This window comes from Aggregatibacter sp. (assembly GCF_057314075.1).
The window spans coordinates 1-24,719 of record NZ_DBHLAR010000006.1 but is presented as its reverse complement, the minus strand read 5'-3'; the positions used below and the strand labels follow the sequence as shown (position 1 = coordinate 24,719).

At 44.2% G+C, this 24,719-nt stretch carries 20 protein-coding genes and 2 tRNA genes; 16 read left to right on the top strand and 6 right to left on the bottom strand.

Annotated features, from left to right (window positions below):
• Positions 1-72: 72 nt before the first annotated feature.
• The 3 genes from ACO5E4_RS04960 to wecA form a co-directional block, all read right to left on the bottom strand.
• Positions 73-148: transfer RNA gene (locus tag ACO5E4_RS04960), tRNA-His, on the bottom strand.
• A gap of 31 nt (positions 149-179) precedes the next feature.
• Positions 180-256, bottom strand: a tRNA-Arg gene (locus tag ACO5E4_RS04955).
• A 166-nt stretch (positions 257-422) separates the two neighbouring features.
• A complete protein-coding gene (gene wecA / locus ACO5E4_RS04950) occupies positions 423-1,496 on the bottom strand; it encodes a UDP-N-acetylglucosamine--undecaprenyl-phosphate N-acetylglucosaminephosphotransferase (RefSeq protein WP_485862270.1) in 1,074 nt (357 codons plus the stop codon).
• 128 nt (positions 1,497-1,624) lie between these two features.
• Here wecA and hemL point away from each other — a divergent pair, with 128 nt between their 5' ends.
• Complete coding sequence (gene hemL / locus ACO5E4_RS04945; protein WP_485862269.1) at positions 1,625-2,908, top strand: glutamate-1-semialdehyde 2,1-aminomutase; 1,284 nt, start codon at positions 1,625-1,627, stop codon at positions 2,906-2,908.
• A gap of 70 nt (positions 2,909-2,978) precedes the next feature.
• Here hemL and glnD read toward each other — a convergent pair whose 3' ends face one another.
• Both glnD and map read right to left on the bottom strand, forming a co-directional pair.
• Entirely contained in the window at positions 2,979-5,570 is a 2,592-nt protein-coding gene (gene glnD / locus ACO5E4_RS04940; protein WP_485862268.1) for a bifunctional uridylyltransferase/uridylyl-removing protein GlnD, read from the bottom strand.
• Between the two features lie 66 nt (positions 5,571-5,636).
• Positions 5,637-6,440, bottom strand: a complete 804-nt coding sequence (gene map, locus ACO5E4_RS04935) for a type I methionyl aminopeptidase (RefSeq protein ID WP_485862267.1) — start codon at positions 6,438-6,440, stop codon at positions 5,637-5,639.
• 136 nt (positions 6,441-6,576) lie between these two features.
• Here map and erpA point away from each other — a divergent pair, with 136 nt between their 5' ends.
• The 3 genes from erpA to mrcB are packed head-to-tail and all read left to right on the top strand — an operon-like array spanning position 6,577 to position 9,694.
• Positions 6,577-6,918: an iron-sulfur cluster insertion protein ErpA gene (gene erpA / locus ACO5E4_RS04930; protein WP_021616501.1), complete on the top strand. Its 342-nt coding sequence runs from the start codon at positions 6,577-6,579 to the stop codon at positions 6,916-6,918.
• 1 nt (position 6,919) lies between these two features.
• Entirely contained in the window at positions 6,920-7,282 is a 363-nt protein-coding gene (locus ACO5E4_RS04925) for a YacL family protein (RefSeq protein ID WP_485862266.1), read from the top strand.
• 30 nt (positions 7,283-7,312) lie between these two features.
• Positions 7,313-9,694, top strand: coding sequence for a penicillin-binding protein 1B (gene mrcB, locus ACO5E4_RS04920; protein WP_485862265.1), 2,382 nt, complete (start codon positions 7,313-7,315; stop codon positions 9,692-9,694).
• 130 nt (positions 9,695-9,824) lie between these two features.
• On the opposite strand, the gene dld is transcribed toward mrcB, so the two are convergent.
• The gene (gene dld / locus ACO5E4_RS04915; RefSeq protein ID WP_485862264.1) at positions 9,825-11,516 is read right to left on the bottom strand and encodes a D-lactate dehydrogenase; all 1,692 of its coding nucleotides are present in this window, start codon (positions 11,514-11,516) and stop codon (positions 9,825-9,827) included.
• A gap of 296 nt (positions 11,517-11,812) precedes the next feature.
• Here dld and ACO5E4_RS04910 point away from each other — a divergent pair, with 296 nt between their 5' ends.
• The 12 genes from ACO5E4_RS04910 (at position 11,813) to ACO5E4_RS04855 (ending at position 24,548) form a co-directional block, all read left to right on the top strand.
• Positions 11,813-13,408 carry a lactate permease LctP family transporter gene (locus ACO5E4_RS04910; protein WP_314956175.1) on the top strand — a complete coding sequence of 532 codons (1,596 nt, stop codon included), beginning with the start codon at positions 11,813-11,815 and terminating at the stop codon, positions 13,406-13,408.
• Positions 13,409-13,505: 97 nt separating this feature from the next.
• Entirely contained in the window at positions 13,506-14,237 is a 732-nt protein-coding gene (locus ACO5E4_RS04905; RefSeq protein ID WP_485862263.1) for a (Fe-S)-binding protein, read from the top strand.
• 1 nt (position 14,238) lies between these two features.
• Positions 14,239-15,651: a LutB/LldF family L-lactate oxidation iron-sulfur protein gene (locus ACO5E4_RS04900; protein WP_314886328.1), complete on the top strand. Its 1,413-nt coding sequence runs from the start codon at positions 14,239-14,241 to the stop codon at positions 15,649-15,651.
• Positions 15,651-16,358, top strand: coding sequence for a LutC/YkgG family protein (locus ACO5E4_RS04895; protein ID WP_314886327.1), 708 nt, complete (start codon positions 15,651-15,653; stop codon positions 16,356-16,358). Before ACO5E4_RS04900 ends, ACO5E4_RS04895 begins: the two co-directional genes overlap by 1 nt.
• A gap of 199 nt (positions 16,359-16,557) precedes the next feature.
• Positions 16,558-18,462: an FTR1 family iron permease gene (locus ACO5E4_RS04890; protein WP_485862262.1), complete on the top strand. Its 1,905-nt coding sequence runs from the start codon at positions 16,558-16,560 to the stop codon at positions 18,460-18,462.
• Positions 18,463-18,504: 42 nt separating this feature from the next.
• Positions 18,505-19,026: an iron transporter gene (locus tag ACO5E4_RS04885; RefSeq protein ID WP_048749093.1), complete on the top strand. Its 522-nt coding sequence runs from the start codon at positions 18,505-18,507 to the stop codon at positions 19,024-19,026.
• Positions 19,027-19,201: 175 nt separating this feature from the next.
• A complete protein-coding gene (locus ACO5E4_RS04880) occupies positions 19,202-20,620 on the top strand; it encodes a Fe-S-containing protein (RefSeq protein WP_485862261.1) in 1,419 nt (472 codons plus the stop codon).
• A 2-nt stretch (positions 20,621-20,622) separates the two neighbouring features.
• A complete protein-coding gene (locus tag ACO5E4_RS04875; RefSeq protein ID WP_485862260.1) occupies positions 20,623-21,948 on the top strand; it encodes an ABC transporter permease in 1,326 nt (441 codons plus the stop codon).
• On the top strand, positions 21,935-23,074 hold the full coding sequence (locus ACO5E4_RS04870) for an ABC transporter permease (RefSeq protein WP_485862259.1): 1,140 nt from the start codon (positions 21,935-21,937) through the stop codon (positions 23,072-23,074). The genes ACO5E4_RS04875 and ACO5E4_RS04870 overlap by 14 nt, the downstream gene beginning before the upstream one ends.
• Position 23,075: 1 nt before the next feature.
• Positions 23,076-23,747, top strand: a complete 672-nt coding sequence (locus ACO5E4_RS04865) for an ABC transporter ATP-binding protein (RefSeq protein ID WP_209364577.1) — start codon at positions 23,076-23,078, stop codon at positions 23,745-23,747.
• Positions 23,737-24,231, top strand: coding sequence for a redoxin domain-containing protein (locus ACO5E4_RS04860; RefSeq protein ID WP_314956194.1), 495 nt, complete (start codon positions 23,737-23,739; stop codon positions 24,229-24,231). Before ACO5E4_RS04865 ends, ACO5E4_RS04860 begins: the two co-directional genes overlap by 11 nt.
• Before the next feature lie 8 nt (positions 24,232-24,239).
• Complete coding sequence (locus tag ACO5E4_RS04855; RefSeq protein ID WP_314956197.1) at positions 24,240-24,548, top strand: c-type cytochrome; 309 nt, start codon at positions 24,240-24,242, stop codon at positions 24,546-24,548.
• Positions 24,549-24,719: the final 171 nt, after the last annotated feature.

The window sequence follows — 24,719 nt, the reverse complement described above, 5'->3', positions numbered from 1 at the left end:
GCGAGATAGGATTTGAACCTACGACCCACTGGTCCCAAACCAGTTGCGCTACCAAACTGCGCTACTCGCCGATGGGGTGGCTAATGGGACTTGAACCCACGACAACCGGAATCACAATCCGGGGCTCTACCAACTGAGCTATAGCCACCATATTTTAATAAGTTGAACTTGCATGACCTTGGCGCGCTCGACAGGATTTGAACCTGCGACCTTTGGCTCCGGAGGCCAACGCTCTATCCAACTGAGCTACGAGCGCTAGAAGCGTCGTTGCGGGGCGTATATTAAAAGTTTAAAAAGTGCTTGTCTAGTTTTTTTTTATAAAAATCTATCACCAGCTATTTTTTTAACCAAAATGAATATAATTTATAAAATTTCTGGTTATTTTTTGTTTTATTCTAACATTTTAGTGATAATTTTAACCTCTATTTAGTTTTCGCCCGTTTAGCTGCTCGGCGTTTCATGCGACGTATCCAACGGGTAATTTTCCAAGCCTTCGTAATAGAATAAGAATAGAGGAAAAAAAGAATAATGAATGCAATAAACATGACCCATTCATTAATATAGTAAATTTCCCCTAAAATCCCAAAGCCTGCACACAATGCAGCGACAAAGGTAATTAACAAAAACGCCTGACGGGAAGTTAAACCTGCACGCACCATCAAGTGATGGACATGCAAGCGATCCGGACGGAATGGGCTTTTCCCTTTTCTTAAACGACGATAAATAATCGCTACCATATCCACCAACGGGATAGCAATCACCCAAAGTGCGGTCACCGGATTCATTGGATGACCTTTCCCCTGTGTACTTAGCAACAGAATCCAAATAATCGTAAAACCGATCAACGTACTGCCGGCATCGCCCATAAAGACTTTAAATTTCGGTCCCAATGGAATCCCCAGATTCATCACTAAATAAGGAATCGTTGCAATAATTAAGCCGAAACTCCAATACGCCAAATCCATTTGCCCATCGCGATACATCAAAATACCTATCGCAGCGAAAGAAACACAAGACAATCCGCCCAGTAAACCGTCAATACCATCGATCATATTAAAAGCATTAATAATGCCGATGGTCGCCAACACAGTAATAATTAAGCCGATAGATCCTAACGTAAGCTGAAATGGCCCTAAAATTTGCCCTAAATGATCGAGGTAAACATTCCCCATATCGATCATGAGAATGGCTAAAAATGCCTGAACACCTGCGCGCAAGAAAGGACTAATGTCATAACGGTCATCAATAATGCCCATTAGTAGCAAGACTAAAATACTGAACAAATAAAGATAAGGTAAACGCGTTTGATCCCACTGCATGAGATAAAAACAAAGATTTCCCATAAACAATGAAATGCCGCCAATTAACGGAATTGCGCCTTGATGGCGTTTACGATAATTCGGTTTATCCACCAAACCGATTTGAATAGCAACGGGGCGCATCACGAGCAGCGTTAAAAGTGCCCCTAAAAATGTAACAACTAATGTCAATAACATAGGTTTTCCCGTGAAAATAAAATGCGCAAAGGATATCACAAAGGCAAAAGGCTACATAAATATTTTTACTCACCTTCCTTTTTTTCAGTACAATAAAGCACTTTTTTGTATAGTTAAGGATAAAAACGATGGCAAATTCAACCGCACTTTTCTCCCGCGCCCAACATGTTATTCCGGGCGGCGTTAATTCACCGGTTCGCGCTTTTAACGGTGTCGGCGGCACACCGGTCTTTATTGAAAAAGCGCAAGGCGCTTATATTTATGACACGGACGGTAAACAATATATCGACTATGTAGGTTCTTGGGGCCCGATGATTTTAGGACACAATCACCCCGCTATTTTAAATGCCGTGATGAAAACCGCACAAAACGGCTTGAGTTTCGGCGCTCCAACACCATTGGAAATCGAACTTGCCGAATTAGTGTGTGAACTTATCCCTTCAATTGAAATGGTCAGAATGGTGAGCTCCGGCACCGAAGCTACGATGTCTGCCATTCGTTTAGCCCGTGGCTATACAAATCGAGATAAAATCATTAAATTCGAAGGTTGCTATCATGGTCATGCAGATTCCCTATTAGTCAAAGCCGGTTCCGGTGCATTAACACTGGGGCAACCTAACTCACCGGGCGTGCCGGCAGATTTTGCCAAACACACGCTCACCTGCACCTATAACGACATCGACTCTGTCAAACAAGCCTTCGAGCAATATCCTGACGACATCGCTTGCGTGATTGTTGAACCGGTCGCGGGCAACATGAACTGCGTTCCACCAAAAAATGATTTTCTGCAAGGGTTGCGCAAACTTTGCGATCAATACGGCGCCGTATTCATTCTTGATGAAGTAATGACCGGTTTCCGTGTGGCGCTTGGCGGTGCACAACGTTACTACAATGTCACACCGGATTTAACCTGTTTAGGCAAAGTAATTGGCGGTGGTATGCCGGTGGGCGCCTTTGGCGGCAAGAAAGAAATCATGCAACACATTGCCCCAACCGGCCCGGTTTACCAAGCAGGCACCTTATCCGGCAACCCGATAGCGATGGCAGCCGGTATCGCTTGCTTAACAGAATTGAAAAAAGCCGGTAATGAGCAAAAACTGGCGCAACAAACCGAAAAATTAGCAAAAGGCTTGCAACAGCTTGCCGATAACCATCAAGTGCCGTTTACCGTCAATTATGTCGGCGGCATGTTCGGTATTTTCTTTACCGATAAAAAAGAAGTGACGTGTTATCAGGACGTGATGACGTGCGATACCGAAAAATTTAAACGCTTTTTCCACAAAATGTTGGATTTAGGCGTTTATCTGGCGCCGTCTGCATTTGAGGCAGGCTTTATGTCTCTTGCGCATTCTGATGAAGACATCGAGCGCACGCTAGCGGCAGCAGATATTGCTTTTGCTGAATTGGCATAATTCATAAAACGCAAAGTGCGGTCAGGTTTACAAACGTTTTTAAATCTGACCGCACTTTTATGTTTAAACTCTAATTTAAAATTTGCAACAAACGCGTCAATAACGCCGCTCTCTCCGACTCGTCCAACGCACGTCCGAATTTATTCGTTAAAATAAAGAAGTCTTCTGCTTTTTCACCAATGGTGGTGATTTTGGCATTGAGTAAATTCAGCGCTAAGTCGCAGAACACAGCACTCACATCCGCCAACAAACCTGCCTGATCCAGTGCAAACAATTCCATTTCAGTTTGATCAGTTTTCTCAAGATTCAAAAAACGCACGTCGGTTTTCACATGAAAATGAGCCAAATGGTGTTTTTCGCGCAGTCGTTGTTTATTCACCGTTTCGGACGTTAGGCTTTTCGTCAACGCGTTTTCCAACATACGACGACGATCAAATGGCAACTCAGCGCCATCCAGTTCAGTCACAATAAAGCTGTCCAACACATAGCCGTCTTGCGTGGTAATAATTTGCGCATCGTGAATGCTGAGTTTTTTCGCACCGATGGTACTTACAACTTTATTAAACAGGTTCGGGCGATCGTTGGTGTAAATAAAAATTTCCGTACCGCCGGCGGAAAACCGATTGCTCACTTTTACCAACACATCACCGCGAAACTCGGCAAGCAGTTGCGTGTGCCAGCTGATTTGCTGTGGCGAATTACGTAAAAAATAATCCAACGGGCAACGTTGCCATAGCTTTTCAATTTGCGCCTCAGAAAGTGCGGTGTTTTTTTCACGTATTTCTAACAACGCTAAGCGGCGATGCTCTTCGGCTTTTGCCTGATTATCCAACAAGGTTGCCAGCCCTTGAGCGAATTGTTGCGTGGTGTAATCATATAAGGTCGCTAATAAAGAACGCTTCCAGCTGTTCCATAAGGTTTCATTGGTCGCCACAATGTCGGCAATGGTGAGGCACGTTAAATAATCTAAGCGCACTTGATTACGCACGCGCTCGGCAAAGCTCAATACAATTTCCGGGTCGTGAATATCCCGTCGTTGTGCCGTCACCGACATCAACAAATGCTGTTCGACCAGCCATGCCATGGTTTCCGTTTCGCGTTGGTCGAAGCCATGCAGTGCGGCAAACTCGCGTATATCTTCCGCCCCCAGTAATTCATGCGCGCCACCACGCCCTTTGGCGATGTCGTGAAATAAAGCAGCGATATACAATAAAGTGCGGTCAGAGATTTGATGCATTATTTGATGGCAAATCGGGTGATTTTGCGCCGATGCTTCCGCTAAAAAACTTTCCAGTTTTAATATCACGCGCAGAATATGTTCATCCACGGTGTAACAATGGAACAAATCAAACTGCATTAAGCCGACAATATTGCCCCATTGCGGTAAATAAGCGGTCAGTACACCATGTTGGTGCATGGGGAAAAATGCCCGTTGGATGGCATTAGGCTGATTAAACAACCGAATAAATTTTTCTCGTGCCATCGGTAAATCGCATAAATAGCCTTGTCGTTGCTCTAGCACCAAATACAGCTCACGTAATACGGAGGAATGGATCTCCGCCTGCGGATATTGCGTTAAATAATAGAAAAGATCGAGGATGCTTTCCGGCTGTTGTTCAAAGCATTGGCGATGACGCAAACAAATGGATTGATTTATCAAGCTGAAATTCACATCAAGCACTTGCTCATTCATCACTTCATGTGGGGTTAAAAAATGCTCCTGATAATGCTTGACCAGCAATTCGCTCAACAACGAAATGGAATGTAACGCCTGAAAAAATTGCTTCATCATGGCTTCCACGCCTTGATTGCCCTCGCCTTGGAATCCCAATAATTCGCTGACTTTTAATTGACGATCAAATAAAAGGCGGTTGTCATAACGCGTCAAGATTAAATGCAATGCATACCGCACTTTAAACAGAAATTGTTGGCTTTTCAGCAACAAAGCATACTCCGCAGGATGAATAAATCCCGCTTGCAAAATTTCCTGTAAATTTTTCGCCCCGTTGTGACGAAGGGCAATCCAATACAACAAATGCAAATCCCGCAAGCCGCCGGGACTGTATTTAATATCGGGTTCAAGATTGTAAGACGTATTGTTATAACGTTGATAACGCTCATTTTTTTCTTGAATCTTTGCCTGGCAAAAATCGTTTTTTGACCAAAAAGTCGGTTGTTGCACCAATGCGACCAACTGTTTGAATAACGTTTGATTGCCGATTAAATAACGCGCCTCCAACAAATTTGTCGCCACCGTGATATCCGCCATGCCTTCCGTTTCGCATTCGGCAAGGGTACGGATGCTCTGCCCAACGTTAAAACCGCAATCCCATAAAAATTGCACGAATTGACCGAGTGTTTCCTGTAACGCCTCGCTTGGGACTTGCTCTGTTAAAATCAAAATATCCAAATCGGAAAGAGGGAACATTTCCTGCCGCCCATAACCGCCCACGGCAATCAGACTTAATGTGGGATTGTCGGCAAATTGAAAATAGCGCCACAAGTGCAAAAGGAATTGATCGTAAAACGCCGTACGATTGGCAATCAGTTGATCGATAGCTATTTTGTCAAAATTCGCCAGTTCAAACTGTTTTAAATTTTCTCTCTGAATTTTGACCGCACTTGGCGTGAGCTCGGCTTGGGTATCGTAAGGAAAAAGCATAGGTCATCTTGCAAAAGCAGAAAATAGAAAAAATCCGCCACGGGAAACGCAGCGGATTTCGATTAATTAAACGTTCACCATGACACGTTGGATACGCCCTTCGGCAATCTCTTCGTCACGGATGGTCATCACTTCACAGCCGTTTTCTGTCACCACAATTTGGTGCTCAAATTGCGCAGAATGGCTACGGTCTTTGGTTTTCACCGTCCACCCATCGCCCATTAAACGCACTTCTTTTTTACCGGCGTTAATCATTGGCTCAATGGTGAATACCATACCCGGTTTTAACACCACGCCACCATCGTCTGCGTAATAATGCAAAACCTGGGGTTCACAGTGGAATTCCGTCCCAATGCCATGGCCGCAATATTCGCGCACCACACTAAACGTTTGAGATTCCGTATATTTTTGTACGGCTCTACCGATTTCATTTAAACGAATGCCAGGTTTCACCGTACGCAGACCGACATAAAGGGCTTCTTGTGCCGCTTCCACCAGCTTTTTACTGCGTAAATTGGTCTCGCCAACGATATACATTTTCGAGTTATCCCCAAAATAACCGTCTTTTATCACCGTGACATCAATATTCACAATATCGCCATTTTTCAGATGCTTATCAAAACTTGGGATGCCATGACAAACCACTTCGTTAATGGAAATGCAAGTCGCTTTCGGGAAACCATGATAATTCAAGCAAGCGGGAATAACTTTTTGCACGTTCACCATATAGTCGTGACAAATGCGATCCAATTCTCCGGTGGTAACGCCTTCTTTTACATAAGGCTCGATCATCATCAACACATCGGATGCCAGTTTGCAGGCTTCGCGTAATTTAACAATTTCCTCTTCCGTTCTTAATGGAATACTCATGTTTATCTCCCTATTTAAAAAATTAATGGGCGGAATTATAGCACTGTGACAGAGAAAAATCCTTGATAAATTCTTGAATGGACTAGTCGGTTATTGGATAATACGCGCTCAAATAAATCGTGGGGAATTATACAATATGACAGAGATATCCGTTCCGTTAACCTTTACTGATGCTGCGGCACAAAAAGTGAAGTCTTTAATTACCGAAGAAGAAAACCCGGCACTTAAATTGCGCGTCTATATTACCGGCGGCGGTTGTAGCGGCTTCCAATACGGCTTTACCTTTGACGAAAAAGTCAATGAAGGTGACTTAACCGTAGAAAATGCCGGTGTACAGTTAGTTATCGATCCGATGAGCCTACAATATTTAATCGGCGGTACCATTGACTATACCGAAGGCTTGGAAGGTTCACGTTTTGTGGTGAATAACCCGAATGCCTCATCCACTTGCGGTTGCGGATCCTCTTTCAGCATCTAATATGGATTTTCAGTTTACCTCCCATCAAGGCAACACTGTCGCGAAGTGCTCCATGGAGCACGAAGCCTTTGCCAACTGGTTTAACATCGAAGTGCGGTCAAATCCACAACTGATTTCCACCGCACTTTTTCATTTACAAAACTTACCCGCGCCCCATGCGGCGGATGTGGTGTTAACCGGTGCCGAATATAGCTTATACATTAACGCGGATGAGGTGATGGCGAAGGCAAATAATCTCGCCATTGAGAATCAAGACGCATTGGAAGACGGTTTTTATTATTACGATGATGAAAGTATCGCCTTTTGTGGCATTGAAGATTTTGCCCGTTTTTTACATTCTTACTTGGATTTTATCCCCGCCTAATCCCAACACTCAGCCCAAACGGTAACGCATATGGCAACAACACCTGCTCAAAATACGTCTTCCAAACAACCTTCTACAACACCCCAAAAATCTTGGACGACGACCCTATTAAAAATTGCATTTACCGCCTTTTGTATGTTGTTTTGCTATTCCGCTTATTTGGATTGGCAAATTCGTAGCAAAATGGACGGCCAAATTTGGCGTTTGCCGGCGGAAGTGTATAGCCGTATTGAAAGTGTTCGGGTCAGCGACCAACTCAGCCTTGAACAAATTAAACAGCTCCTGCTCGATAACGAATATCGCCAAACCACAATGATCGCAGCACCGGGCGATTTTAAAATCGAAGACAACACCATTGTCTTATTGCGTCGTGCATTCCCTTTCCCTGACACACCGGAGGCGCAACGGGTTTTTCGTCTGCGTTTTGAAAACGATAAACTGGCAGTCATTGAGGATCTGATTAACGTCAAAGCGACTGATGAATTTCGTTTAGCGCCGAAGTTGATTGCCATTTTGCAATCGGACAAAGAAGAACGTCTTGCGATTTCCTTGCAACAATATCCACGCTTACTCATTGATGCCTTATTACTGACAGAAGATCGTCGTTTTTTCCAACACGATGGTATCAGTCCACTGGGTATTTTGCGTGCCGTCATCACGAATATTCAAGCAGGTCATACAGTACAAGGCGGCAGTACGCTAACCCAACAACTGGTGAAAAACTTATTTTTAAGCAACGAACGCACCCTCACCCGTAAAATTAACGAAGCCTTGATGGCGTTAATTCTCGATTGGCGTTATGACAAAAACCGTATCTTAGAAACCTACTTAAATGAAATTTACCTCGGGCAGAACGGCGACAACCAAATCCACGGATTTGAATTAGCCAGCCAGTTTTATTTCGGACGTTCCGTGCGGGAAATCAGTTTGGATCAAATTGCCTTATTAGTGGGCATGGTCAAAGGCCCTTCCCTCTATAATCCGTGGCGTAATCCCACAAATGCGCTGGAACGCCGCAATGTGGTGTTGCATTTGATGTTGGAACATAAAATCATCGGTGAGGAACTGTATCAATTATTGAGCCAACGTCCGCTTGGTGTGCAAGAAAAAGGGAAAATTAGCCGTAAATACCCGGCGTTTATTCAAACCTTACAAACCGAATTACGCCACCAACTTGGTGAAGGCAAAACAGAAAATCTCCTGGGTGCGCGAATTTTCTCTACATTGGACGTGAAACAACAAGATCGCGCAGAACAAGCAGTAATCAGTGCCGTATCCGATTTACAGCTTAAACATAAGAATCCGTTTTTGGAATCCGCCATGGTGGTTGCCGATTATCAAACCGGTGAAGTGCGCGCCATTGTGGGGGGATTGCAAACGCAATTTGCCGGGTTCAACCGTGCCTTATCGGCTAAACGCCAAATCGGCTCGTTGGTAAAACCATCCGTTTATTTAACCGCACTTATGTATCCGGATCAATTTCGGTTGAACACACCGATTAACAACCAACCGATTACCATCAATGTGAAAGGCAGTCCGCCGTGGCAGCCACGCAATTACGACCGCAAATACAGCGGCTCAGTCATGCTGATGGATGCATTAGTACGCTCGTTGAATATCCCAACGGTCAATATCGGTATGAAGTTAGGGTTAACCAAAGTAATTTCAGTGCAACAAGCTATGGGGTGGGATAAAGTCACGATTCCGAAAGTCCCGTCAATGTTGCTGGGTTCCTATGCCATTTCGCCTTATGACGTGACCAAACTTTACCAAACCATCGCTAATGAAGGGGCAAGCATTCCGCTCAATACCATCAACAGTGTGGTGGATAGACAAGGCAATGTAGTTTATTCCCGTGAATTTGAGCCCAAACAAGTGGTTCCACATGAAGCCGCCTTCCAAACGCTCTTTGCTATGCAACAAGTGGTTGATCGTGGCACCGCGCACAGCCTGCAACCGGATTACGCCTATTTACACTTAGCCGGCAAAACCGGTACCACTAACGATGCGCGCGATACTTGGTTTGTCGGAATTGATGGCGAAAACGTCACCACCATCTGGCTTGGTCGAGACGACAACGGTGAAACGAAACTCACCGGTGCCAGCGGTGCGTTACAGGTCTATAAAGAGTATTTAAAACGTACCACTATCCGACCGTTAAAACTTCATAAACCGGAACAAATTAAATGGGTCGGTATCAATGCCTATGGTGGTTGGGATTGCAGTAGTGCTCGCACAATTCCTGTTTGGGCCGACAGAAATCAATCTTTCTGCCAACAAACCGAATATACGCCGACAACACCTTCCGCCAATACCGTTGAAAGCAATAATGTTACGAAACAAGAAAGCGTTTGGGATGTGTTAAACGAAGGTAATTCAGCACCGGTGGAAGACGCAAGACCGGCAAATTAACGCAATAACGTTTACATCCACTAAAAAAAACACTATAAAAAAAGACCGCACTTTAACACCTAAAGTGCAGTCTTTTTTTAATGTATTTTGTGCGGGCGCAACAACATGAATCCCTCACAAAATGATGTTGCTATTGCCAGTGTTTCTTCTTCGATGTATGCCCGATGCCCGGGTTAAAACTGTTGGTTGGATCGAGCGCTTTATAGAATTTACGCAACGCCGGTTTCGCTTCATATAAATGGCCCACATTATGTTCTGCCGGGTATTGTGCGCCACGCTTATCAAGCAATTCTAGCATTTGATGCTCTAATTCCATGCAATCATGGCCTTTTTTCACAATGTAATCCTGATGGAACACATGGCACATAAAATGCCCGTAATACAATTTATGACTGATTTTTTGGTTGATCTCAGGCGGCAAAGTTTCAAACCACTCACGATCATTACGACGTAATGCAATATCCAGAGCCACAATGTCTTCCACTTCTTTTTCATGAATTGCACGATAACGAATCGCTGCTGAAGCCACAGCAAAGCGGTGTAACATCGCCGCTTGCGTTTCTACGGCATCACATTCAAAGAAAGCGCCTTTGCTGCCCTCTTTAAAATAAGAGGTTAAATAATCCCGCGCTTCCTGTACGCCATCACCGCCCATTTTAACAATCAAGTGATGCTCGTATTGATCACGATATTGCCATAATTTTTTCGGCAAATGTTCCGGCAAGACCGTTGAAATCGCCTGCATGATTTTGTCGCTGAAATGACTTGGCATAAAACTGATTTTTTTAGCCAAACGATCCACTTTGGCTTTCATGGCAAATAACTTCGGCAACCAATGTGTGCCAAATTTTTTAATCACCCAAAACGTATCTTTGCCATACTTAGCCGCCACATCAAACGCATCACGGTGAATATACTCACCGGAAATCGGTAGCTGTTTAAAATTTGCCAACATATGACGACGAAGATCATTTAATGTCTCTGTTTGATTGGTGCCAATATAAAATACTGCGGTCTTGTTCTCTGCCACAAAGGTATCTAACCGTACCGCAAAAATCGCTAATTTTCCCGCACAACCGGACGCCTCATAATGACGCGCCGGATCGGCATTAAAACGTGCAGGGCTATCTTCATCTACTTGACGCACATGATTGCAGTAGGCATGGTCGTGTCCCTTGCCACAATCTAATTGAATGTCTTTGCGTTGATAACGTTGATTCTCTAAATTCGCTAAAATTTCTTCCGGCGTATCACCTAAATCAATACCTAAGTGATTCACCAGTTGTAATTCGCCCTGCTCTGTTAATTGCGCATAAAGCGCCATTTCTGTGTAAGCCGGTCCGCGTTGTACCAACGCTCCACCGGAGTTATTACAAATACCGCCGATCACCGAGGCGCCAATACAGGAAGAACCGATGACAGAGTGCGGTTCACGTCCGTGCGGTTTTAAAGCGATCTCTAATTCATTTAGTGTAGAACCCGGCAAACAAACCACTTGCTGTGCGTCATTAATTAATTGAATGCCTGAAATACGCATCGCATTGATAATCACAATGTCGCGATCATAGTCATTGCCATCAGGCGTAGATCCGCCGGTTAAACCGGTATTGGCGGCTTGAGCAATAACAATAACATCTGCCGCCACACAAGCTTTAAGAATCGCCCAAAATTCCGTTAAATTTCCCGGGCGAACTACTGCCAAAGCATTTCCGTTACCAAAACGATAACCGCTACGATAGGCTTCCGATTTGCTCGGGTCAGTAATCAAATATTTGTCACCGACAATTTGACGAAGTTGACTAATTAATGAAGTATTGGCCATAGATTGTTACCCTTATGTTAAAAATAACGTTGACGAAAAACGCCAAAAGAATAACAGAAAATAACCGATAAGACACCGTAAAAACACGCTTTTTTTGACCGCACTTGATTGTATAAAAGCGCTATTTTCACTAAAGCTAAAACAATTAAGTTACATAGATCACATTTTTTTTAAAAAATGTGCATATTTTTTGATAACTGGATCACACTTTCCCAAAATAGGTATATTTTTTCTAAGTATATTCCCTAGAATCCGTTCGATGTTCTAATTGCTAATTATTATTAACAGGAGTAAACATGTCTTTTTTCCTAAGCGTCTTACCTATTGTCTTATTGATCTATTTAATGGTTAAGCGTAATGCTTTACCGTCTTATGTTGCATTACCTTGGATTGCAACACTTGTTATGGTCGTGCATTTATTGCACTTCAATACGGACATTGTCACCATCAGTGCGAACGTCACCTCGGCAATCGTTGCCGTACAAACCCCGATCACCGTCATTTTCGGTGCGATTCTATTCAATCGTTTTTGTGAAGTGTCCGGTGCGACCGACATTATGCGTAAATGGTTGGGTAACATTAACCCAAATCCGGTGGCGCAACTGATGATTATCGGTTGGGCGTTTGCCTTTATGATTGAAGGTGCCAGTGGTTTCGGTACACCAGCCGCCATTGCCGCGCCAATTCTTATGGGCTTAGGTTTTAATCCGTTAAAAGTGGCGATGCTTACTTTAATTATGAACTCCGTTCCGGTGTCTTTCGGCGCGGTAGGCACACCAACATGGTTCGGTTTCGGTCCGCTTAAATTATCTGAAGACATGGTACTAGAAGTCGGCTCCATCACAGCACTGATTCACTCTGTGGCCGCCCTGCTTATCCCATTATTGGCATTGCGTGTACTTGTCAGCTGGAAAGATATTCGCCAAAACTTGGTCTTTATTTATATCAGTGTCTTTGCTTGCGTTGTGCCTTATTTACTGATTGCACAATTTAACTATGAATTCCCGTCTTTAGTGGGCGGCGCAATCGGGTTGTTTGTTTCTGTCTGGGCGGCAAATCGCAATATCGGGTTAGCAAAAGTCGAAAACACATTGGATAGCAATGCGGTAACCACCGGTCAAGTGGTTAAAGCCCTCTTCCCTACCGGTTTGTTAATTGCGTTTTTAGTCGTAACACGTATTCACCAATTGCCGTTTAAAGCGATGATGAACGACACCACCGTTTGGTTTACTACCGTGTTAGGTTCATTAGGGACATTCGAAATCAGTAAAGGCCTTATCTTCAGCCTAAAAAATATCTTCGGATCAGATGTTTCCTCAAGCTATAAATTGCTTTATGTGCCGGCATTAATTCCATTTGTTATCACGGTATTAATTGCCATTCCGGTATTCGGCGTTTCCGGTGCAAAAGTCAAAGATATTTTTGCCACCAGCTTGAAACAATCCAAAAATCCATTTATCGCCCTAATGGGTGCCTTAGTGATGGTCAACTTAATGTTAGTGGGTGGCGAACACTCTATGGTGAAAATCATTGGCCGCACCTTTGCAGAAGTCACCGGCGATGACTGGACGATTTTCTCCTCTTACCTTGGTGCAGTCGGTGCGTTCTTCTCCGGTTCTAACACCGTATCCAACTTAACCTTCGGTAGTGTACAATTATCCACTGCAGAAACGACCGGTTTATCCGTAGCATTAATCTTGGCACTACAATCAGTCGGTGGTGCAATGGGTAACATGGTATGTATTAATAATATCGTTGCGGTGTCCTCCGTATTAAACATTCAAAATCAAGAAGGCACCATCATCAAAACCACGATCGTTCCAATGGTGGTTTACGGTATTATTGCTGCACTTTGTGCCACCCTATTAATTCCGTTGTTATACACATTGTAGTAACAATCTAGAAAATTGACTCAAAAAACGACCGCACTTTTGCGGTCGTTATTTAATTTTTTAACTGATTTTTCTTTTTTAATATTGGAGTATTACGATGAATGTGAATTTCTACGTGACCTGTATTGCCGATGTAGTCAAAAGCGGTGTAGCAAAAAACACCGTTCTGCTACTGGAAAAGTTAGGCTGTCAGGTGACCTTTTTAGAAAAACAAGGTTGTTGTGGGCAACCGGCGTTAAATAGCGGTTATACCAAACAAGCCCTTCCCGGCATGAAAAACTTGGTCGAAACCTTTGAAGCTAACGACTACCCAATCGTAGCCCCTGCCGGATCTTGCGTTTATGCTGTTAAAAATTACCCGGATTACTTTACTCGCGCCAATGAACCGGAATGGGCGGAACGTGCTAAAAAAGTCGCCGCTCGTTTCTATGACTTAACGGATTTTATCGTGAATAAACTCGGCGTGACCGACATCGGTGCCCATCTGGCGGGTCGTGCAGTTTATCACCCTTCCTGCAGTCTTTTCCGTAAACTCGGTATTGTGAACGAGCCGATTGAGTTGCTCAAACATGTTAAAGGCTTAGAACTGTTGCCTATTCATAATCAACAAACCTGTTGCGGATTTGGTGGCACGTTCTCGGTCAAAATGGCAGAAATTTCCGGTGAAATGGTCAAAGAAAAAGTGGAACACGTTGAGGAAGTCGAACCGGAATACTTAATTGGGGCGGACGTGAGCTGCTTACTCAATATTGGTGGTCGCCTACAACGTGAAGGCAGCAAAATCAAAGTGATGCATATCGCAGAAGTATTAATGCAGGAGGGAAAATAAGATGTCTTTAAAAACCAGTAACCTCCCTTTTAAAGCACGCGTTGATCGCGAAGTCCATAATGAAATCATGCGCAAAGCGGTGGTAAAAGCCCAAGAAACCATCGGCACAAACCGTCAAAAAATGGTGGATGAGTTAGGCCACTGGGAAGAATGGCGTGATTTATCCAAACAAATCCGTAATCATGTTTTAGCAAACCTTGATGCCTATTTATACCAACTAAGCGAAAAAGTTACCGCCAATGGTGGGCATGTTTATTTTGCCGAAACGGCTGAAGAAGCCACCGAATACATTCGCCAAGTTGCGCTGAAAAAAAATGCCAAGAAAATCGTGAAATCCAAGTCCATGGTAACGGAAGAAATTGGGTTAAATGGCGTATTAGAAAACGAAGGCATGCAAGTCATTGAAACGGATTTAGGCGAATATTTACTGCAAATTTCCGGCGACAAGCCATCACATATTGTGGTACCGGCGATTCATAAAGATCGTCACCAAATTCGCAAAGATTTACATGAAAAACTCGGCTATGAAGGTGCGGAAACGCCGGAAGATATGACCCGTTTCGTACGTGAAAAAATTCGTCAGGATTTCTTAGAAGCTGACATCGGCATCAGCGGTTGTAACTTTGCTGTGGCAGAAACCGGCTCTGTTTGTTTGGTGACTAACGAGGGTAACTTACGTTTAGCCACCACGCTGCCAAAAACGCACATTGCCGTGATGGGAATGGAACGCCTAGCGCCGACTTTCCAAGAAGTGGATGTGTTAATTACGATGCTGGCACGTAGTGCGGTGGGCGCCAGATTAACCGGTTACAACACCTGGCTTACCGGCCCTCGCCTTGCCGGCGAAACCGATGGTCCGGAAGAATTCCATTTAGTCATCGTCGATAACGGTCGTTCCGATATTTTGGCCTCCGAATTCCAAGAAGTTTTACGCTGTATCCGTTGCGGGGCATGCTTAAATACTTGCCCAGCGTACCGTCAAATCGGTGGCCATGGTTATGGTTCTATTTATCCGGGCCCAATTGGTGCAGTGATTTCGCCATTACTTGGCGGCTATGACGAATTCAAAGAATTGCCATACGCCTGTTCCTTATGTAATGCCTGTAACTCAGTTTGTCCGGTACGCATTCCGTTAGCCCAACTGATTTTAAAACACCGTGAAAAAATGGTAGAACAAGGTAAAACGCCGGCATTGGAACGCTTATCCATTTTCGGTTTTGGCTTTGCTAACGCCCATCCAACCTTATGGAAAATCGGTGTAAACACCGGCGCTAAATTAGCGGCTAAACTGATTAAGAACGGCAAAGCGCCGATTCAACTCGGTGCACTCGCAGAATGGACAAAAGCCCGTGATTTACCAAAAGCTGAAGGCGAAAGTTTCCGTCAATGGTTCAACAACAGAGGATCAAACTAATGGATTTACAAAATAGAGAAAACTTCCTCAATAAACTGGCGGCAAAAATGGGCAAACCACGCGCCAATGTGCCGGAAGCTATGGCAACACCGGTGAATACTTATCCGACAGAACGCCTCACCCACCTCACCCAAGCACAACTTTGCGAGGAGTTTGTAAACTTTGCTAAAGTGATGATGGTAGATGTGGTCGTAACCTCAGAAACGTTGGCAAAACAGGCCGCACTTGAACTTTGCGAGAAATATGGCGGTGGCGATATCGTGTTAAACGATGACCCGCGCTTAGAAGAACTCGGTATTACCCAAGCAGTTCAAGAAAAATACCCTTGTCATATTTGGTCGCCGGAACACGCAGAAGCGAACATTACCCAATCGGAACAAGCCAATATTGGGATCGTTTACGCTGAATACGGTTTAACCGAATCAGGCGGTATCGTGCTATTTTCCCAAGCTGAACGCGGTCGTTCTGTGAGCTTACTGCCGGAAAAATCCATTGTTGTCGTGCGTAAAAGCAAAATACTGCCACGTGTGGCACAACTGGCAAAAATCCTGCATGACAAAGCCCAACAAGGCGAGCGTATGCCTTCTTGCATTAATATCATTTCCGGTCCAAGTTCCACGGCAGATATTGAATTAATCAAAGTGGTTGGGGTACATGGCCCGGTGGCGAAAATCTATCTTGTCATTGATGACTTGCCAACAAATTAATCATTCTTTCTCCTCACGCTAAAACAATAGGAAAAGTCACCGCACTTTTCCTATTTTCTTCACCATCAAGACACAAAATTCAATGACTTTATGATCTAGCTCTATTTTTTTACACGAATTTCCCTTGCATTAAAAATCCGTTAGAGGATAATTATTCTCAATTGCAAACCTAAAATGGATAGACGTAAAAAGAGGGATTATGCGCATTTCTCGTTGGTATCACTACGCTATTTTTAGCATCTTTTTGTTATTTTCCACCTTAACGCACGCCGAAGATAACTATCAACAATGGGTACAGGATATTGAAAATCGGTTGGATAAAACCGCCTCACTTTATGCCGAAAATAAAGTCGATGATGCCCGTACCGAAGTCCAAATGGCTTATTTTGAAGTATTTGAAAATCTTGAAGGGCCGATTCGCATTAACTTTTCTGCCCAAAAAAGCTATCAAATGGAAGCCACCTTTGGTGAAATTCGTAAAATGATTGGTGAAAACCAGTCACAAGAACAAGTCAAAGCGAAAATCGATGGTCTTAAAGAGGCGTTACAAGAAGTGCTTCCTTCCCTAACCGCAGGACACCAACTTAATGCCTCAGGTCAGCACGCCGTATATGAAAACGCAACGATTGTTGCGCACTGGCAAAAAAGCTTTAAAACCATTGACGATTTGTTAGCACAAGCCATGACGGCTTATGAAGCAAAAGATTACGCCACCGCTAAAAAACTGGTGCAACAAGCGCAATACGATGGCTATAAAAACTCTGAAATGGAAATGTCCATTCGCCAAAATCGCTCCGCTGCCATTTCCGGCAATCTTAATCAACAGTTTTATGATTTGATCAAACTGAGCGAACAACCGGATCAAATCAGCGACTTTGGTTATCAAATCACAACGCTGTTACAAGATATTGAAGAACAGCTTCCTAATTTACCAACGACCCGAGAAAACCAAATAGAACAAACAACCGATAAGGTTGCCGACACAACACCGGATAAAGATTGGGCACAAATCAGTACACAAGTGAACGCCGGCGTTCAGCAAGCCATCCATTTATATGAACAAGGTGATACCGCAAAAGCCATGGTAACGGTGCAAGATACTTACTTTGACATTTTTGAAAGCACCGGCATGGAGAATAAAATCGGTTCTCGTGACAGCAATTTCAAAGCGCAATTAGAAGGCTATTTCACCCGTTTAGTGAGCTTAATGAAAGCCGGCGCAGAGAAAGAAAAGTTACAAGAACAAGCACAGGGATTAAGCCAAGGTTTAAGCCAAGCTGTCGCCATGTTACAAGGTGGAGAACAAACCGACTGGAGTATGTTCCTCTACAGCTTATTAATCATCCTGCGTGAGGGGTTAGAAGCACTACTCATCGTGGCGGCTATCGTGGCGTATTTAGTGAAAAACAATCATCAAGACAAACTGCCGGTTATTCGCCAATCCGTCTATGTAGCATTGCTCGGTAGCGTCATTACTGCAGTGATCTTCCAACTCATTTTCTCAAATTCCGGTGCCAGCCGTGAATTGTTGGAAGGTTTCACCATGATGATTGCGGTGGTCATGTTGTTCATGATGAGCTATTGGTTGCTTTCAAAAGTCGAAGCACAGAACTGGAAGCGTTATTTGGAAGGCAAGCTCTCCACCGCATTAACCGCCGGCTCGCTCATTGGCTTATGGCTCACCAGTTTCCTAGCAGTATATCGTGAAGGCGCAGAAACCGTGTTGTTTTATTACGCCCTCGTTGGCGATGCCAAAAGTGCGGTCAGTTACGCTTATCTTTTTGCCGGCTTTGCCGTAGGTGTTGTGATTCTGGCCATTTGCTATTTTATTATGCGCTACACTGTGGTGAAATTGCCGCTCAAACCGTTCTTTATGTTCACCGGTTCATTCATGTATTTAATGGCATTCGTGTTTGCCGGTAAGAGTGTGCTTGAGCTGATTGAAGGCAAACTCTTTGAACCAACATTGTTCTCCGGTGTACCGGAAATTTCATGGTTGGGGATCTATCCTTATGTAGAAACATTAGTTCCGCAGGCTGTCTTGTTGGTTGCTGCTGTTTTTGCATTCATTTATATGAAGTACCAAAGCAGAAAATCTGCTTAATGTCGCACAAGCTATACTTATTCAGTTAAGGAGAAACTAAGTATGAAAAAAACATTAATCGCCACCGCACTTTTAGCCGGCATGATTACCGCACCGGCAGCCTTAGGCTTTAAAGAGTTCCCTGTGGGTGAACCGGTCACCATGAATGAAATGGAAATTGCCGCCGTGTATTTACAACCGGTTGACATGGAACCACGTGGCATGGGCTTGCCGGCAGCGAAATCCGATATTCACTTAGAAGCGGATATTCATGCCACCAAAGGCAACAAAAATGGTTTCGGTGAAGGCGAATGGATGCCTTATCTCACCATTCAATACACTTTGGTAAACACCGATACCGGTGAAAAACAAGAAGGCACCTTCATGCCAATGGTGGCAAGCGATGGTCCTCACTATGGTGCAAACATTAAAATGATGGGCGTGGGTAACTATAAATTAACCTACCACATTGATCCGCCACCAAAAGCGGGTATGCACCGTCACACCGATGAAGAAACCGGTGTTGGTCGCTGGTGGAAACCGTTTGATGTTAACTATGAATTCAAATTCACCGGTTTGAAATAAACCTTTCAGGTGTTAACAAAAACAAAAAATAAAACACCTTGAGGCATATCAAGGTGTTTTTGTTTATGTTGACGCATAATGAAAGGGTCTTTTAAAAAGTGCCTTCCTCCAAAATACCGAGGAAGCTAAAGACTAAAAATAGGTGCCCCCTCTCTTTCAATTTTCAGAGTAAGCTATGAACTATTTCTTTGTTTTTCTTATTCAAACCCTGCTCCCGTTTTCTTTACTACTGGCGTGTAGCTGGGTGCCGTATCCTCACGCTAGTCGCAAAAAATTAGTATGGCTTGCCATTCTCGGGTTTATCATCGGCAGTGTCATCACATTAAGTTTACCCAATACGCAAAGTGTTAAACTCACCCTCGCCATTTTTAGCCTCGGTATCTTCCTCTTTGCTTATGTTTTTCAATTTATTCATTGGCAACGTTTAACCACGCTTTGGCATGTTATGCTCGCCGTATTAGCCGGTAGTTTTTGGGCGAAAGATCCCAATATCGCCGCAATCACCGGCACCGATGTCATCAACACGGATTTCTTATTACACATCAGCGCCATTGCACTCGGTTTTATTTTCTGTGTAGTGGTTGCCGGCTGGTGTGAGATTTTATTTGCGCAAAGTAAAACATCGAAAAAAACGACCGCACTTCGTCTCCTGCTCACCACGGTACTCACCCTCATTTTAGTCACGCCACTCCTTGGCGATGTATTACTGATTTTGATGAAATTGCAAGTCATCGAACTGACCAAAGTGCGGTTAAGTTTCGTGGCAAAATCCGGCAATATCACCACGTATTTGAACTACATTAATGCGGCTATTCTTACCATTATCGTCTTTATTTTTGCGTTAAATATTCATCGCCCACGCGTGCGTACAGCCAATAACGAACAACAACCTATCGAAAAACGCAAAGCCCTTGCCGCCAAACGCACTTCCGGCAAGGTCATCGGCTATGGCATAGCGGCAATTTTCATTATGCTCGCCACGCAACTTTATTGGGACAGAATCGCGTCTCAGCCGCCACAACTTTCCGAAGCGCAAAGAGTCGCCTTAGATGCAGAAAACAACGTACACATTCCCATCGAACAAGTTAAAGATGGCAAATTACATCGTTTCCTCTGGGTTGCTGATGATGGCAAAGCGGTTCGTTTTTTCATTATTAATCGCCTGCCCGACAAACTCAGTCTTGCCGCCGTGTTCGATGCCTGTATTTTATGTGGCGACCAAGGGTATGTGATGGAAGGCAACCAAGTGGTATGCGTCGGGTGTGGCGTACGTATGTTTACCCCTTCCATCGGCAAACCGGGCGGGTGTAATCCGGTGCCGATTGATAATTGGAAACAAACAGAGACGGAAGTCATCATCAACAAGAAAAACTTGGAAGATGGCTTGAATTACTTTACGACCATCATTGAAATTGAAGTGGTGGATCCCGTCAATGGTAAAAAATTGACTAACATCAAAACAGAATTCAAATACAGCCATGAAGGCAGAACCTATTTCTTCACGGATGAAAAGAATTTAAATCTGTTCCGCGATAATCCGGAAGCCTATTTAAATAAAGCCGATGAAGCCTCAACCGCCAAGGAGGAAAAATAATCATGTTAGCGCGTATGTTATTTCAATCTTGGCGTTATGGGCTAAAACGCAAGCTTCTTGCCATTGTCACTATTTTTCTTGCCGCCGGTTTAATTTCCGCCTTGCTCGCGGTGTCCATCGATATTGGTGACAAAATGGCAAAAGAGCTGAAATCTTACGGTGCCAATATTTTGGTAGAACCGGCTAGCAGTGCCGTTTTACCGGGTGATGTCAGCAGTCGGAGTTCCCTCGCTACGCAAGATTTCTTAGATGAAAAAGAACTGCCGAATGTGAAAGACATTTTCTGGCGCAACAACATTGTGGGGTTCGCACCCTTACTCAGTGCGCAGGTAAAAGCCAACGTGGCTAACGGCGCAGAAAAGGATGTGAGCATCCTCGGGACGTTTTTTGATCATAATATTCCTGTGCCGGATGAAGAGGATTACCACACCGGGCAAAAAATCATCAGCCCTTACTGGCAAGTAGAAGGCGAATGGGTGGATGATGCTACTGATGATTTCGGTGAACAAATTCCTGCCCTACTCGGTGCCCAACTTGCCAAACAACAGCAATGGAAAATCGGTGATGTGATTGCCTTAAATTATCAATCGGAAGAAAATGCGCCACAACAACACATGACAGCCCTCGTAAAAGGCATTGTTAAAACCGGCGGCACAGAAGAACAACAAGTGATTTTGCCGTTAAGTGCGGTGCAAAATTTACTTGGATTAGAAGGCAAGGTACAGGCGATTAAAGTCTCCGCGCTCACCGTGCCGGAAAATGATTTATCCCGCAAAGCCCGCGCCAATGTGGACGGTTTGGCCGCCGAGGAATATGACCGTTGGTATTGCACGGCCTACGTTTCCTCCATTTCCCATCAATTGGAAGAAGCGATTTCCGGCGCGATTGTTCGCCCTATTTGGCAAGTTGCGGCTTCTGAAGGCGTCGTCATTGAGAAAATTCAATTATTACTCGCTGTCGTCACCCTTGCCGCCCTGATTGCCGCTGCCATGGGCATTGCCTCATTAATGACCACTACCATTATCGAACGCAGCAAAGAAATCGGCTTAATGAAAGCGCTAGGCGCCTACCAATGGCAAATCGTCTTGCTGTTTTATTGCGAAGCCATCATCAGCGGCTTAATCGGTGGTATCTTAGGTTGCGTTGCCGGTTGGGGCTTAGCACGTTTTATTGGCGCCACATTATTTGGTGCGCCACTCAGCTTTGCTTGGGTCGTGATCCCTTGTGTCTTGGTGATTTCCGTCTTAATCGCCGTTATCGGCGCTTGGTTCCCGGCACACCGAATTGCCCGTCTTTATCCTATCGAGGTGCTTTATGGCAGACAATAAACCCATCAATATGTTTTGGCGCTTGGTATTACGCGCCTTGCACCTGCGCTTGCAACGGGTATTCATCATTTTTGCCGCGCTCACGGTGGGCGCAAGCATTGTCACCGCAATGGCCGCAGTGTACTTCGACATTAATACCAAAATGAGCCAAGAATTGCGTACCTTCGGCGCCAATTTTTATATTGGCCCAAGCAACGGCAATTTAATCAAAGTTGATCAAGTGCAACAGATCCTTGACCAAGCACCGAAAGGCTTAATCACGGCGGCAAGCCCCTATTTATATGGTGTAACACGTAGTGATTTGGAGAAAATCGTGATTATGGGAGTGTGGTTTGAAGACATGAAAACCCTTGCGCCTTATTGGCAAATCACAGGCAATCCTATCGGAGTGAACTTCGACGAGCGCAACGCCATGATCGGTAAAACTCTCGCGGAGCGGCTTAATTTAAACGTGGGTGATAAACTCACGTTAAGCCTCAATTCCGTGGATAAACATCAATTCAATATCAAAGCCATCGTAGAAGCAGGCGATGCCACCGACAATATGTTGATCGTGAGCCTCGATTTTGCACAAAACTGGTTGGAAAAAGAAAACTTGGCGACCAACGTATTGTTAAACGTCAAAAACGATCAAGGCCAAGTGGATCAATTTGCCCAACAGTTGCAACAACAATATCCCGATTTAGATATTCATCCGATCCGCAAAGTCTCTGCCTCCGAAGGGCAAATTCTAGATAAAATCAAAGGGTTAATGGGCTTAATTTCTGTGGTGATTTTAATTTTAGCCACCCTTTGTGTAAACACTACTTTAATCGCCATCGTGGGCGAACGGGCGAAAGAATTTGCGTTGCAAAAAGCCCTTGGTGCAAAAAGCCGAGACATTATTAAACAAATCGGCGCAGAAACCTTGATTATCGCCCTTTGCGCCATTGTATGCGGCTTAATCATCGGCTATCTATTGGCACAGGTGCTCGGCTTAACCGTGTTCAAAGCCTATATTGATATGCGCCTGCCAGTGATTCCGATTACCATTACTTTATCCTTATTAGTGGCGTTTATCGCGGTTATCGTACCGACCCGCCGCGCTTTAGAGATTCAAACCGCCAACGTATTGAAAGGGGAATAACATGGCTAAAATCGTCATTGAAACACAACATTTATACAAAAGATTCGGCCAAGTGACCGCACTTGAAGACATTAATATCCAAATTGCTGAGGGTGAATTCGTCTCTATCATGGGCGCCTCCGGTTCAGGTAAAACCACGTTAATGAATATTCTCACCGGCTTGGATACCGCAACCGAAGGCAAAGTGATTTTAGACGGTGTGGATGCCGCACAACTGGACGAAACGGGCAGACAACGTTTCCGTGCGGAAAAAATCGGCTTAGTGTTCCAACAATTTCACTTAATTCCCTATTTAACCGCACTCGAAAACGTAATGCTGGCACAACATTATCACAGCGTGGTCGATGAAGCTGCTGCCAAAGCCGTATTAGATCAAGTGGGTTTAGCGCATCGTATGAATCACCGACCAAGCCAGCTTTCCGGCGGGGAACAACAACGGGTATGTATTGCGCGCGCCTTAGTGAACCAGCCACCGGTCATTTTTGCCGATGAACCCACCGGTAACCTCGATGAGACAAATGAACATTTAGTGTTGAATTTACTCACGGAATTAAACCGACAAGGGCGTACGATCGTCATGGTGACCCACAACCCGGACTTAGGCAAACTCACCAACCGCATTATTTACTTACAACACGGCAAATTATTGCGTGAGGAAAAAAATGCTGGCTAATTTTCTTCGTTTTCTCGGCATAAGTGCGGTCGTTTTTTTTAGTGTTTCCTGCAAAGAGGAATCTGCGCAAATCGGCCAACCCGCACCGGAAATTGCTGCTTTCGATCTGCAAGGCAATAAAGCCTCATTAAGCGACTGGCAGGGCAAAACCGTGCTCATCAACTTTTGGTCGGAAACCTGCGGTGCCTGTATTACGGAATTGAGAACCTTGCAGCAATGGGCGGAAAAATACCCGAACCAAGTGCAACTGGTCGCCATGAATATTGACGGCGAAAAGGCCGACACGCAAGCGATTGTCACCAAACGACAACTCACCTTGCCGATATTTAAAGATCAAATGAAAATTACGGCAGAGCGTTACCAACTTGTCGGCACACCGACGTCTTTCGTGATTGACCCAAGCGGCAAAGTAATATATAAATTCGAGGGTTTACTCCCTGAAGAGGAACTACAACGCCTCTTTACCCCAACGAAAATCAATTAAGGAAAATCATGAAAATTTACTCTACTATGCTTTCTCTCATTGCATTAAGTGCAGTTTCAAGCGTTCATGCGGAAGGCAATATTGAACACGGACAAAAGATTTTTAACCGTTCATGTGCACTTTGCCACGGAAAACAAGCTGAAAAATCAGCGATGGGACAATCTCAAATTGTGAATACGTTCTCCCAAGAGAAAATTATTACCTCACTTCAAGATCGTAAAAGCGGAAAAATTGAAGGTGCCGGCAATCGCGTGAAAGAAGGATTAAGCGAACAAGATATGCAAGATGTTGCGAGTTATATCCAAACACTCAAATAATAATATTTTATTTTAAAGAGTTAAATCCCAAATAAGTTAGAAAAAAACCGCACTTTAGATAAAAAATCTAAGTGCGGTTTTTCTTATCTTTTATCTCTAACTATTATGCTAACTTAGGTTCCACTCTAAAATATTCCGCTTTGCTTTTTTCAATTTTCCTTTCCTATGACC